Source organism: Rhizobium sp. NXC14 (assembly GCF_002117485.1).
Lineage (GTDB): Bacteria > Pseudomonadota > Alphaproteobacteria > Rhizobiales > Rhizobiaceae > Rhizobium.
On record NZ_CP021030.1, the window covers coordinates 3414183 to 3426971 of the forward strand.

Here is a 12789-nt window from a genome sequence, read left to right on the forward strand (position 1 = left end):
TCGTTTCAGCCCGACAGACCGTTGCTGTGCAACCGACCGGAGCCGGTTTTCTGCGGCCCTCCCATATGCACAGTCGCATATAGCCCCAAAATCGATGTGATTTTCGGGCTATCCGAGCAGCATGAAAGCGGGCACTAGAGCCTGCTGCTTTCATACGGAAGCATATCCTGAGTTTGTGAGGTAGTTTGCGCATTCTGCTGGCGAGAAGCAGTCGAGCATTTCACCAGCCTTGCGCCATGTCGCTTCGACTGTGCGAGGCTGTTCTCTCCTAATTAGGTGCTTGAGCTTGGCAAAGACTTGCTCGATGGGATTGAGGTCCGGGCTGTAAGGCGGCAGGAAGAAGAGGTGCGCGCCTGCGGCCCGGATGGCACGACGGACAGCTTGGCCCTTATGGCTGCCGAGATTGTCGAGGATGACGATGTCGCCCTTGGCGAGCGTGGGCACGAGGATCCTCTGGATATAGAGGGTAAAGAGTTCGCCGTTGATCGGCCCATCGATGACCCAAGGGGCGTCGATGCGGTCGCAGCGCAAGGCGGCAATGAATGTCAGGGTTTTCCAGTGCCCATGCGGAACCGCGGCACATAGGCGTTGACCACGCGGTGCCCACCCCCTGAGGGGCGCCATGTTGGTCTTGATCCAGGTCTCATCGAGAAAGACCAGCCGCTGCGCTTCGATCCGCCGTTGATGGGTCTTCCAACGCAACCGTTTCCTGGCGATATCCATCCGCGTCTGCTCGGCCGGCAGAACCGTTTTTTTTGAAACTCAGGCCCTCGGCCCGGACGAACACCCAAACGGCGCGTCGCTCGGTCTTGATACCGCGTTCGGCCAGTTCCGCCACAAGGCCTCGCGTCGTGAACGGGCCGGATCGACAGCGCTGGCGCAGCCAGTCGGCCCGTTCGCCGGACAAAGTCCGCTGCTTGCGACCGCCGACGCGGCCGGGCGTCAGAGCGCCGGTCTCCGCAAGGCGCTTCTTCCACTTCGAAACACAGGAGGGAGCAATCGCAAGTGCTGCTGCGATCGATCGTATCGTTTCTCCGGTGTTCAGGCGCGCCATCGCCCGTTCGCGAAGATCCTCAGAATATGGGTGCGTCATCCTTGCCGGCCGTCCTTTTCCGGTAGGACAGAGAATCATATTTCAGCTGATTTGCGAATCTGCGATTCTGAAAAATCGAAGCGTGCTCTAATGTCTTTTTACGCTGACTTGCGGAACCGGAGAGCTCAATTCGGCCAACTCTCTGGTCAGCCCCTCCCCGACTTCCTGCTTCACCGCCTCAAGAGCAAGGTCGAGGCAATTCGTCGCGAATTGCAGCTTGACATCCTGAGCAACCTGTCGCGCATAGGCGATCATCCGTGCCAATGCGACCAGTTCGTCCAGAGCGTCTTTCGCCCCTAGATCTCCATCTAGTTCAATAGTCGATGTCACGCCCATGTCCATTTCTCCAACGAATAGAAGGAATGATACGCGGGCTGACGTGGTCGAGCCCGTGAAAAAAGCGTGACACAACCCTCGGTGACGATCGTCGTCTTCGCTTCACAATGCGGACCGTGTGGAGAACGAGGTTTCGCGCAGTTTCCAGGACAAACCGGCATTCACGCGAATATCGGCGGTCGACTGCACCATCTTTAACAATTCCAATGCATCGATGCGTTTTTGGTCAACGGAATGCGACACGAGAGTGGCCAGAAGGTGCGGGCGATCTGGCTCGGCTACGTCAGCGCATTGCTCGACGATTGTCCGCCACGTCCGCCTCTTGAAGAATATTGCGTTCGCGGCGTCTTCAATGACCTGGCGCAGCCCATCTGCGAGCAACTCATTCCTTTCCATGGCATCAAGCGTGGCGCAGACATTGACCAGCGGTATGGTCAGCGGCTTGCCGCCCAGCGCGCTCGGCGCGTGCAGGAGTGCAACGGCGGCATCGTCGACCAGCCGACCCGTCCGATAGTCTTCGAAAATGCGGCCGATCCCGATCATCCCGAACGAATGACATTCCGCAGCGCGCAGCGCGCCCATGCTTGCCGCTCCGAGGACAGTCACGCCAAGCGAAAGAGCACGGAGAATTTCCTTATGCCAGACCGGCGCGGCGTATTCGAAACCGCCATCAATCAGACCGATGACATTGGCACCCTGTTCCACCACAGCCAAAACATCGCCCTGCGTGGCGGGCGGCAGGACGCGTATCCCCTCGCCGGCAAGTGAGCCTGCGTCGGGAAGACTGGGACCCGCGAAAATGACCTTCAAAAGCCTATCGCTCTCGCGAGCGCCCTTGTTCCAAACTGGCGAGCACGCGACCCCTCCGGATTTTCGAGTTCGGGGATAACGACCTTTACGACGCCAAAGGGAAGCGTGTCGTCGCTGAGGGGTACGGCGATGACCGAGTTGATCCCTTTGTTCCGCAAAGCCTCCAGCACATGCTGCAACAAATGCGTCAGATCCCGATGTCCCGGCGTTCGGTGGCGGACAGGACCGGCAGCCGGCGAGATCGGAACCGCGTCGAAGGCTCGCCGCATGAGCGGCGGCAAGGATCTCGAGAACGTGGCGGGAGAAATATCGTCCCTGGCTCCGCTGATATAGGTGAGCCTGGATTGTGCGGCTTCCGTTACCGCCCGGATGGCCGCGCGCACGGGAGACGGATGGGCTCCCGTACCGCCGGTCACCTCGACGAGTCGAATGTCCCTGCCGCCTTGGCGATCCGGCTGGCCTGGAACGGAGTCCCTGGGACCCAGAATGGCGGTGAAACAGGGAATGGCGAGATCGCTTGTGATATCGAAGAGCCGGAGCGCCAATCCTGATTTTTCGATCTTGTCGATCAACCCGGTCAGTGCTTCATCCTTGAAGCCGCGGGGATCGACGCAGCCGGCATAACGATCCCTTTCCCCGCCAACCTGCCACAGCACGGTCGCATCCCGCTCAATCCGCTCGAGCACGCCGTGGAAAACGGCCTCCTCGAAATTGTTTCCAGATGCCAAGCCATCAGATGACATCCAGTATCGCGCATCGCGCGTGCGGTCGAGCAGCACCGCTTCAAAAGGGATATAAACCGGCTCGCCGGTGAGGATGTTGATGCCGGCCACCCATTCCGTCTCCTCGTCTGGCCTGAGGTCGGGTTTATGCATGGCGATCAGGCAGCTCAGCGTATCGATCTTGTGCCCCATCGCCTGCAGACCGAACGAGGTATTGCGGACAGGATCAACGAAAGGTTCGCCGGCAACTGCCCGTTCCACAGCCTCCATGACGCTGGATACTTTGGCGTCGATATCGGTCAGCCCCTTCCCCTGAGCAATCACGATTGAGCGTGAATTCGGGGTATAGGAGCACCAGACGGGAATTCCGATGTCATCAAGCCCGGTATGTCGTGCAATCCTGGTAATGCCGAACCGAGCTAAAAAAGGCTCGACGCGGGAAAGAGTTTCCCGCGGCGATATGATCCTGTCGGAATATATGGACCGGTCCGTCAGAATGCTGGCTCAGCCGTCGACGTGACCGGAAAGCGCGACCTGCGCCGACGAAACGGCGACGGCCAAATCGACGCCCTTCACGAATATGCCACCGGCTTTGCGCAGGCTGCTCGCAGTCGCCAATTCCCCCGTCGGATTGAGCGGTTTGACGGTTCCTGCGTCGAGATCGGCGAGCCAAAGACCTTCCTCGCCCGGTATTCCTATAATGACAGCTTTCGCCATGTAATGCCCCTCAGCTATTGTTAAAAACCAGCCTTCAACAGGCCCTCCCGATATAGCTCTTTTTGCCAGTGCTCCTTGAAGGGAACGATGGCGAGCCACTTCTCGACGTCGAACACCGGGTTGATGCTTTCGGCGCGCTGCCGATGGAAGAGTGCCCGTTTTCGATCGCCGATCATTGCGCAACTGGCCGCGGCGATACGATGGGCCGGCGCTTTGTCTTTCATCGCTTCGACATAGGCGATGGCCTCCTCGTACTGTTCCAAAAAGAAACTGGCTCCAGCGGCACACCAGAGATAGGCGTCAGGTGCGATCGGATTGAGCGAAATTGCCTTTCTGATCTTGGCGAGCGCGTCGCCGGGGCGGGATGCATGCACGAGCGTGTCGGCATGACTGTAGATGACATCGGCAAAATGCGGACTGAGCTCTTCCGCCAGGTGAAGGGCTGCGACGCTGGCATCCACATCACCGAGATAAAGTCTGGTGACCCCGAGCTCGCGATGGCCCGCCGCCGATCCCGGATCTCGCTCGATTGCGCGAAGCGCATGCTGCTCTGCCAGGTGCAGCAGTTCATTGTTTCCCTGCGCCGTCACGAGCCACTCGCTGGTGAAAGTTCTTGCCAGCCCGGTAAATGACGGGGAGAAATCCGACCTATGCGACAGCGACTGCTTGAACGCCTTCCTTGCCCGGCGGATATGCGGCAGCGTCAGCTTGCTCATCAGGCTGGAGCCGACGAGATAGGCGTGATAGGCTTCAGGATTGGCTTCGAAACGTAGCCGTTCCTCCTCGTTTTCAGCCAGCTCACGCGCCACCGACTCGGTCAACTGCTGGGCGATAACCCGCCTTTGACGCGGCAATATATCGGGGGTCATCTTAAAACGATTGGCCCAGACGATCTCATCCGTGGGGAAATAGATCAGCTGGGCGAACAATCCCTCTTCGGAAAACCGGGTGTCGAGAAGATAGGCAATCGAGTGCCTGGCGACCACCGCCGCTTTTTCGGAGTCGCGGCGGATCTGTCCGGCCGTATGCGGAGCGACGATGGAAATATGCCGAAGTGCACAGAGTTCGATTGTGACGTCTTCGATCAGGGCGTTGGCAAGTGCAAGTCCGGCATCGGCGTGCTTCGCCGTCGGGGGAAGCAACACCAGACGGGGAAGGATCCTTGGGATCGGCGACATGTGTTCGATATCGGTCGGCTGGCTGCCGGGCTCGGGACGCTTCACCTCCACCCTTGTTTGGCCGCCGCCTTCCGGCAATCTCTCGCCGAACGATGCGCCGCCGGATAGCCGATGCAGCAATGTCCTGACCTGCTCGTCATTCGGATCCCGCTCAAGGATTTGTAGGGCGGCGCTGGAAATGATGCGCGCAGCACCCGGCTTTTGCACATCGGGCAGCGCCTCCAGCAATGCTTGCCGCAATTGCAGCGCATGGGCGTCCCGCTGCGCCCTGATCCAAGCATCTATCTGCTTTGTCGCGGGCTTGATATTTCCGATGAAGCCGCGCTGCATCAATTCGGCGATCGCCTGTAGTCGATCCAGCGGCGAGCCGCCGGCTCGAAAGACATCCAGATCGCTGGAAACCACCTCCTTGTTGAGGCAAACCGTCGTGGCAGTGAAATCGAAGGCTACTTCCGTGCGTCCGCCGTCCATCTCCCGGATGCGGGACAGCATTTTGCGCAAATTGAGCCGCGCCAATTCGGGCTCGACGTCGCTCCATAGAAACTGGGCCAGTTCATAACGGCTGAGTTCATGGCTCGCACCCGCATAGATGTGGGCCATCATCAACAGACCTTTGATCGGATAGCGAACCGGCTCGCCATCCGACTCAGTCAGCCGCAGATCGCCAAATGTCTGCAGATGAAGCACGGTCCATCCTCAGTTGTGTACAACCGGATCCTGCAGGTCGCTATCGACGTCGGGCAATCCCGTCATCGCCAGACTTTTGGCCAAGGCCACCAGCTTTTGCCTGATGTTGGGATCTTCGATGGCGATGAACGCTTTATTGAGCGCGAGCCCTTCCTTCGAGGACAAAAACTTGTTCAATTCGCTCGTCTCGCCTTCGATCGGCCCGGAACCGCCGTTCTCGAAGAAGAAGCCGACCGGCACGCGAAGGATCTCGGAAATGCGCTGAAGGCGGCTGGCGCCGATCCGGTTCGTTCCTTTTTCGTATTTTTGAATCTGTTGGAAGGTGATGCCAAGAAGTTCGGCCAAGCCATGCTGGGTCATGCCGAGCGTCTTTCGCCGAACTCTCACGCGGTTGCCAACATAGACATCGATGGAATTCGGCGATTTTGCCTTCATCTGCTTAAGTCTCCCGCTTCATCAATACGCCGGCTGTATAATGGAGAGTTTAAGCAAGAATGCAACTAAAAGTAAATATTTCAGAACGGTTTTTTTCATCACGGCACGCAGTAGAACAACCTCTGGACTACTGCGGCGAACCGCGCAATGTCGCGCCGCCCGGCTAAAGCGGCTTATCGGCGACGGCGATCATTGATTTGGCAAAGGCAGGAATTCTTCCAACATATTCGAAACGGACGTTAGCGAAGCCGGTCTCCAGCAACAGTGTGCGCAATGTGTTTTTCGACCAGAACTTGATATGCCCGTGATCCCTCAACGGCATGAAGTGATCGTCCATTTTTCCCGTCGCAGCCAGAGCCAGATTCTTCAGATAGCCGTGATAGGGCGTCGATATCACCGCGATGCCGCCGGGCTTGACGAGATCAAACATCGTCGCGGTGAAGCTCTTCGGATCGTAGACATGCTCGACGACCTCCAGGCTGATAACGGCGCTGAAGTTGCCATATTCCCGGGACAGGTCGTCATAGGCCGAGCCGACGCTCAACGCCAGGCCGGGATAACGGATATTGGCCTTGCTGATCCCGTCGCTGGAAGGATCGACGCCGACGACATCATATCCTGCTTTCGCAAGAGTCGCTGCAGCCCCGCCGGTTCCGCACCCGAGATCGAAGACGTCATTTTCCGCTGAGCCGTCGAAATGATCCTCCAGTACATCGAAGATTTTGGGCAAGATGTAGGAGTGCGCGGTTGTCGGTTTGGCGTGAATATAGGTGGTTGCGTCTAGCTCGATGGACATGGTCTCTCCTTTCTGCTGTTGCACGCAAACCCTATCGATTAATACGTCGAAAATTTGATCGAATTCGCCTAAATTCGTCAGCATAAAAATATATGTTCGAAATAATTTAGAACTCATCAAATAATTCTGAACGTTACGCGCGAAAAAATTGTTGAAATTAAGCCAGATTGCCTGAAAGTGACACTAAATATCTCAATATGCTCGACTGATAGATGAAAATAACTGTGTCAATTCAACAATCTTTTCAAAAAACTCGTATTTATTTCATTTCAATTCGGACAACGCCCCTATGCGACCACAGAAGCGGCAAGATCCGCGGCTATCTCTCGCCGAATTGCCGAATGCTGTATTGGAATTCTCGACTGAAATGCCGTTGAAGCGCTCTCGGCGAACCGATCGCGCGCTTTTCATGTGGGCTCGGATGAAAGAGCGCTCGGTTGCAGACACGAAGCCAAAAGATATTTAACCGGATCATGTATACTGCTGGGATCCAGACAGACCAACGAAACCCTTCTCGCGTGCCGGAGAAGACAAGCTTGCCCGATAATTCGTTGCCCGCGTATGCCAAACAGCCGGCAGGAAAACCGCGGATTCCCGTGATCTTCTGGTTGCTGCTGACGATTTCCCTCTCGCTGGTCATCGGAACGGTGCTTCTGTCCAACGACATGAAACACCTGAGGGCGATCGGCCATTATTTCGGCTTGGATCTTTTCCCCCCTGAGGATAAGCCGCCGCCGCCCAAAGCGCTTTCCCGACCGGAGCCGCCGGCGACCTACAAGCTTCCTCTGCATGCCACCGAAGCGCCCATGGCACAGACCGCGTCGGCTTTTCTGCGCACATGGCGCATATCAGGGCCTGCAATGTGCGCGGCGCTGCGCCAAGCGGGCGTTCAGACCAGCGAATGGGCGGCGGCCAGCTTCAATGCCGACACGTTCGAGTGCTTTTACGAGCACAGCGCCAAGCGCGAGAAGGATCAGCTCGCGAATTCCATCTTCGTCATTGTTCGTGGCGATGCCGCCGGCACGATCAGCAGCATGCGCGTGAAGATCGTCAATCCCGGAACGGATCAGAATGGCCAGCTCGATCCGGCGATCCTGCGAGTTTTCGAAACCATGCTGCTTCAACCGCAATGGCTCGATTTTCATGAGACCCTGAATGCGATAAAAAACTTGAAGGACGTCAAGGAAGACGGCTTCGGAGCCAATATCGCCTTCACCCACGAGGTGCTCAATCCGGAGCGCTACAATTTTACCCTCTCGCTGGAGGCAATCTCAGCCCCTCAGAAAAGGGCGAGGAATTACTTTTCCGGCAGAACATGGCTTCCCGCGCCGGAGCCCGCAATTGCGGCCAACCGCGCGCAGCCGGAACTTCCCCATCAAGAGCCGCCGGCAGTAAATCGCAATTAGAGCCTTTCCGGGTTAGCTTGAAGCATTCTGCCGGAGCAGGTTTTCGTCAGGGCAAAGGCGATTGGCGACGGGCATACCCCAAGGTACGTCCGAGCCGATCGCCTTTGATCCTGGCGGAAAGATGCCCGGCCCTTCGGGTTGGCTGAAACGGGCCGGCTGATCCACCGGCCGGCTTGGCCGTAGAACTGGGCTACGACGCGCGCCGGCCGGTCGACCATCCGACTCCGTTTGAGCCAACAGAATGCTTCAATCTAACCCGGAAAGGCTCTAGAGCCGCATGCAGCGCACCTCAGGCAATGCGACTTGCATCACCGTGATGCCGGGACAGGATCCTGTAAAGCTCCGTCAAGCTGTCTGGACCTGGCCGTTCGGCCCCTTCACCACCGGCCAGACGCCAGAGACGCTCCACATTGAGGTCCTGAGTAGCTTGCGCAAGTTCGTCGTTGAGCGAGCGAACGACGTGGGCCGATTGACGCATCGCAACGAGGTTCTGACGAGCGCGCCGACGAGGAGGAGAATGATGCCGACAACGCCGAGAGCAAACGCCGCGAACTGACGATCATCAAGAAGGAATACGCCGCTGCGAACAGTCGCCATAAAAAAAGCGGCATAGCTCATCAGATAGTTAAGCCAATCTTCCATAGCGAGCTCTCTCCCGCAGCGGTTTAATATCTTGGCTTATGCGAAGATATCTAGAAATTGCCGTCGTTATCCGCGCCCGCTGAAAATACGTCGGAATTTGTACCGATCTATTAATTAAGGTCGAAGCCGCGATGGATCGTAATCCGCAAGTTTGGCCCTTCAATTCCGCCGAAGACGTTAAACACAGCCAACAGTGAGAGAAAGAATGAATAGAAGACGTTTCCTCGCCTCCGTTCCGCTCGCCCTGTTATATGCGCGCGCGGGTCAGGCTTTGGCGCAGGTGCCGCCGTCCGCGGGGCTGCGCGCACTTGCCGACAGAAAATCGTTTCGATTCGGTTCGGCGATCGATCCGACGGATGTCGGCAATCCGATTGCGTCGCAGATATACATCGATAACGTCAATTCGATAACGCCGCGAAACCAGCTGAAGTGGAAGGCAACGGAAAAGATGCCAGGCAACTTTTCCTTCGGCCCTGCCGATCAAATCGTTGCGTTTGCGCGCAAAAACAACATGCGGGTTTATGGACACACGCTTGTCTGGTATCGCACGCCCGACTAGGTGTCCGCCATCACCGATGCTGAGACCATTCGGGCGGCGATGAACCGTCATATAAAACAGGTTGTCGGTCGCTATAAGGGGTCGATCGACGCGTGGGATGTGGTGAACGAGCCGTTGGAATATGATGTGCCGGATCTGCGGGACTGCGTTTTCCGACGCCTTCTTGGCGACGACTATATCCGCATGAGCTTCGACATGGCACACGAAGCCAATCCCGACGCGATGCTGGTTCTCAATGAGACGCACCTGGAGAAAAAATCCGACGTGTTCGAACAGAAGCGTGCACGCATCCTGAAAATTGTCGAGGATCTCGTCGCCAGAAAGACGCCGATCGGCGCCGTCGGGCTGCAATCGCATTTCCGCCCCGGTCTCGATCGGATCGATCCGGAGGGAATGGGCCGATTCTGTGCAACGCTGAAGGATATGGGTATCGGGGTTTTTATCACCGAACTCGATGCGTCCTGCCATTTCCTCAATCGCGATAAGAGTTCCACGCCGGTCTCCTATGCGGAGATTTTCGGTGACGTGATCACCGTCGCAGCCGACCGTGGTGACTTGAAAGGCGCCACCGTTTGGGGCATGTCGGAGAGATATGGCGGGCTTGACGAGAAGGACACCAACCCCGGCGCGGCATGCACGAAGCGCGTTAATCTTTACGACGATAACAACGATCCGAGAAGTTCGATTGACGGCATCAAGCGGGCAATAGAGGCAATGTGATCGCCAAAGACAGTGGAGACGCGAACAGATTCATGAGAAAAGCCGTTATTTATGTGGAAAAATTTTTGCCTGCCAGCCAGGCATTCGTTCTCAACCAGGCCGTGGCATTTCGTTCCTTCGAAGCTGAAATTCTTGCCGGTTCGCGAATCTCTTCCGCCCATACGAAAAAATCAACTGTCCCGGTTCATGACATTCGTCGGTCTCCCGTTGCGCGGGCCGGTGAGCTGCTTCTGAAAATCCCGCAGGTCGGCCTGCCTTTTCTCTTTCCCGCGATCAGCCAAGCCGATCTTGTCCATGCCCATTTCGGCAAGAACGGCTATGTCATCGGTCCGCTCGCGCGCGCCGCCGGCAAGCCACTCGTCACGACGTTTCATGGCTTCGACGCCACCTATCGCGGCGATCCAAAAAAACCCGGCGGCTTCAATCAGGTGCGTTTCTTCGCCAAGGGCCGGAGCGAGATGGCCGGCTGGAACAGCTGGAACATCGCCGTTTCCGATTTTATCCGGGAGCGGTTGCTGGCGCTCGGTTTCCGCGCCGACCGCGTCTTTCGCCATCATATCGGTATCGATCTCGATCTCTTCAAAATGGAACCGCGTCCACGAAAAAAGGGGTTGGTGGTTTCCATTGCCCGTTTCGTCGACTATAAGGGCCACCGCCTCATGATCGACGCGCTCTCACGCGTGGCGGCCGCCGGCACCCCGGTTGAATTCGTCATGGTCGGACAGGGACCACTGAAGGAGGAAATCGAAGCCATGGCGCGTCGTTCCTTGCCAAGCGTCACGATCCATGAAAATCTGTCGCAGACAGAGATAAGGGATCTGCTCGCCAGTGCGGAACTCTATCTTCATGGCAGCGTGACCCTCGACAATGGTCACGCGGAAGCCTTCGGCCTCGCCAATCTGGAGGCCGAAGCCGTCGGTACTCCGGTCGTCGCATTCCGCTCGGGAGGCGTGGGCGAAGCGATCGAAGAGGGGAAAACTGGTTATCTCGTGGAGGAGCGGGATGTCGCGGGCATGGCGGAAGCGGTTGGAAAGCTGCTCAACGACCAGGCCCTGTGGACAGCCTTCAGCGCGCGGGCACCGCTTCTGGTGGCCGAGCGCTTCGACATACGTCGTCAAACGGGGATGCTAGAGGACTATTACAGTTCCGTTCTAGACGAATTTGCCAGCCGGGGTCGGACTTGATGGTGCATACAGGAAAGAAGCCGAAGTGGGGACTGAACGTATTTCGGCCGCTGCGGAACGGGATCGTAAAGGCCAAATGGCTCTATTACACGAAATTCTGGGGTATGGACATCGATCCGACTGCCAGCTTTTCGTTGAGCGTGCGCTTCGACAAGACCAACCCGAAGGGACTGCATATCGGCGCCGAAACCTATGTCGCCTTTGAGGCGGCGATCCTAACCCACGACCTCACACGCGGGCTCTATCTTCACACGAGGATCGGCAAACGCTGCTTCATCGGTGCCCGCAGCATCATCCTGCCCGGCGTGGAGATCGGCGACGAATGCGTCATCGGCTCCGGCTCGGTGGTGACCAAGAGCGTGCCGCCGCGATCGCTCGTGGCCGGCAACCCGGCAAAGATAATCCGCAGCGACATCAAGATCATTTCGCGTTACGGACGCATGGCCCGCGAGGACGAAACCGTCACGCAGCTCGTGACGCACTTGCCGACTGGAGAAGCACGATGAAGATGTTTGCCTATCGCGGGAAACATGAAAATTTTGGCGACGAGCTGAACCATTGGCTCTGGGAACGTCTGCTGCCCGGCTTCTTCGACGACGATGAAAGCCAGCTCTTTCTCGGCATCGGGTCCATCCTCTACGACAATTTCGACCCGAACATACAGAAGATCGTCTTCGGCTCGGGTTATGGCGGTTACACCAACGCGCCGAAGGTCGACGGTAACTGGACCTTCTATTTCGTGCGCGGAAAAAAGACCGCCGAGGCCCTCGGCATCGATCCGAGCTACGCCATCGGCGATTCGGGCATCCTGACCCGCAGTTGCTGGGATGCAAAAAGCGTTGAGAAGCGCTACCCCGTCTCTTTCATGCCGCACTACGAAAGCGCCATGTACGGCAGCTGGGACAAGGTCTGCGACCTTGCCGGCATCCATTATATCGATCCGCGCTGGTCGGTGGAAAAGGTTCTGACCGAACTCAGCGCATCGCACAAGGTCGTTTCCGAGGCAATGCATGGCTGCATCATCTCCGATGCGCTGCGCGTTCCTTGGCGCGCGATCCGGCCGATTGCGCCGGGCAATCGCGCCAAGTGGTACGACTGGGCGAGTGCGCTCGATCTGGAGATCGATTTCGACCCGATCGGCCCGTCCAACCTCGTCGAAGCAGGCGCAGCTTTGGTGCGCAAAAACACATATCTGTTGAAGAATATAACGTTCCGTCACCGCCGCATCCGGCAACTGACCGGCAACTTTGTCTTCGGCTCGACTGTCAAGACGCTGCAGCGGGTGGCTGAAAAGCCGGGACAGCTCAGCTCCGACGAGGCTATCGTAAGGGCGCACGAAAAAATGCTGGTCCAGCTGGATCGGCTGAAACAGGATTTTTCCAACAAGACGGCCAGCGCCCTTTGATGATCCCGTGACGAGGCAATAAGGCATGATGCTTTCTAATTCCGCCGATACCGACTTGCTGAAATGGTCAATGTTATCGACCTCAGGAGCCGTTCGCCC

13 protein-coding genes and 1 pseudogene are annotated in these 12789 nt (G+C 57.4%); 5 read left to right on the forward strand and 9 right to left on the reverse strand.

Annotated features, from left to right (window positions below):
• Nucleotides 1–150: 150 nt before the first annotated feature.
• The 8 genes from NXC14_RS33045 to NXC14_RS16780 all read right to left on the reverse strand — a co-directional run bounded on the left by NXC14_RS33045 (nt 151) and on the right by NXC14_RS16780 (nt 6774).
• Nucleotides 151–1093, reverse strand: a protein-coding gene (locus NXC14_RS33045; protein ID WP_176536422.1) for an IS630 family transposase whose coding sequence is annotated in 2 segments (ribosomal slippage) — nt 151–756 and nt 758–1093 — 942 coding nt in all. Because the reading frame shifts where the segments join, the coding sequence is not laid out codon by codon here.
• Nucleotides 1094–1180: 87 nt separating this feature from the next.
• Nucleotides 1181–1429 (reverse strand): hypothetical protein, encoded by a 249-nt coding sequence (locus NXC14_RS16750; protein WP_085780158.1) that lies wholly within the window; start codon nt 1427–1429, stop codon nt 1181–1183.
• A gap of 102 nt (nt 1430–1531) precedes the next feature.
• Nucleotides 1532–2239: a TfuA-like protein gene (locus tag NXC14_RS16755; RefSeq protein WP_085779097.1), complete on the reverse strand. Its 708-nt coding sequence runs from the start codon at nt 2237–2239 to the stop codon at nt 1532–1534.
• Nucleotides 2236–3423: a YcaO-like family protein gene (locus NXC14_RS16760; protein ID WP_085779098.1), complete on the reverse strand. Its 1188-nt coding sequence runs from the start codon at nt 3421–3423 to the stop codon at nt 2236–2238. Before NXC14_RS16760 ends, NXC14_RS16755 begins: the two co-directional genes overlap by 4 nt.
• Before the next feature lie 42 nt (nt 3424–3465).
• Nucleotides 3466–3678, reverse strand: a complete 213-nt coding sequence (locus tag NXC14_RS16765; protein WP_085779099.1) for a hypothetical protein — start codon at nt 3676–3678, stop codon at nt 3466–3468.
• Nucleotides 3679–3698: 20 nt separating this feature from the next.
• Entirely contained in the window at nt 3699–5543 is a 1845-nt protein-coding gene (locus NXC14_RS16770; protein WP_085779100.1) for a peptide antibiotic resistance protein, read from the reverse strand.
• Nucleotides 5544–5552: 9 nt separating this feature from the next.
• Nucleotides 5553–5978: a helix-turn-helix transcriptional regulator gene (locus tag NXC14_RS16775; RefSeq protein ID WP_064804372.1), complete on the reverse strand. Its 426-nt coding sequence runs from the start codon at nt 5976–5978 to the stop codon at nt 5553–5555.
• Nucleotides 5979–6141: 163 nt separating this feature from the next.
• A complete protein-coding gene (locus NXC14_RS16780; RefSeq protein ID WP_085779101.1) occupies nt 6142–6774 on the reverse strand; it encodes a class I SAM-dependent methyltransferase in 633 nt (210 codons plus the stop codon).
• A 536-nt stretch (nt 6775–7310) separates the two neighbouring features.
• Between NXC14_RS16780 and NXC14_RS16785 the strand changes: the two genes are divergently transcribed.
• Entirely contained in the window at nt 7311–8180 is an 870-nt protein-coding gene (locus NXC14_RS16785; RefSeq protein WP_085779102.1) for a DUF6030 family protein, read from the forward strand.
• 345 nt (nt 8181–8525) lie between these two features.
• On the opposite strand, the gene NXC14_RS16800 is transcribed toward NXC14_RS16785, so the two are convergent.
• Entirely contained in the window at nt 8526–8822 is a 297-nt protein-coding gene (locus NXC14_RS16800) for a hypothetical protein (protein ID WP_245362102.1), read from the reverse strand.
• A gap of 205 nt (nt 8823–9027) precedes the next feature.
• On the opposite strand from NXC14_RS16800, the pseudogene NXC14_RS16805 reads away from it, so the two are divergent.
• From NXC14_RS16805 to pssM, 4 genes and pseudogenes are all read left to right on the forward strand, one after another.
• Nucleotides 9028–10101: pseudogene (locus NXC14_RS16805) on the forward strand (endo-1,4-beta-xylanase).
• Nucleotides 10102–10133: 32 nt separating this feature from the next.
• The gene (locus NXC14_RS16810; RefSeq protein WP_085779103.1) at nt 10134–11285 is read left to right on the forward strand and encodes a glycosyltransferase; all 1152 of its coding nucleotides are present in this window, start codon (nt 10134–10136) and stop codon (nt 11283–11285) included.
• Complete coding sequence (locus NXC14_RS16815) at nt 11285–11791, forward strand: acyltransferase (protein ID WP_085779104.1); 507 nt, start codon at nt 11285–11287, stop codon at nt 11789–11791. Before NXC14_RS16810 ends, NXC14_RS16815 begins: the two co-directional genes overlap by 1 nt.
• Nucleotides 11788–12690, forward strand: coding sequence for an exopolysaccharide glucosyl ketal-pyruvate-transferase (pssM, locus tag NXC14_RS16820; RefSeq protein ID WP_085779105.1), 903 nt, complete (start codon nt 11788–11790; stop codon nt 12688–12690). Before NXC14_RS16815 ends, pssM begins: the two co-directional genes overlap by 4 nt.
• The last annotated feature ends 99 nt before the right edge of the window (nt 12691–12789 follow it).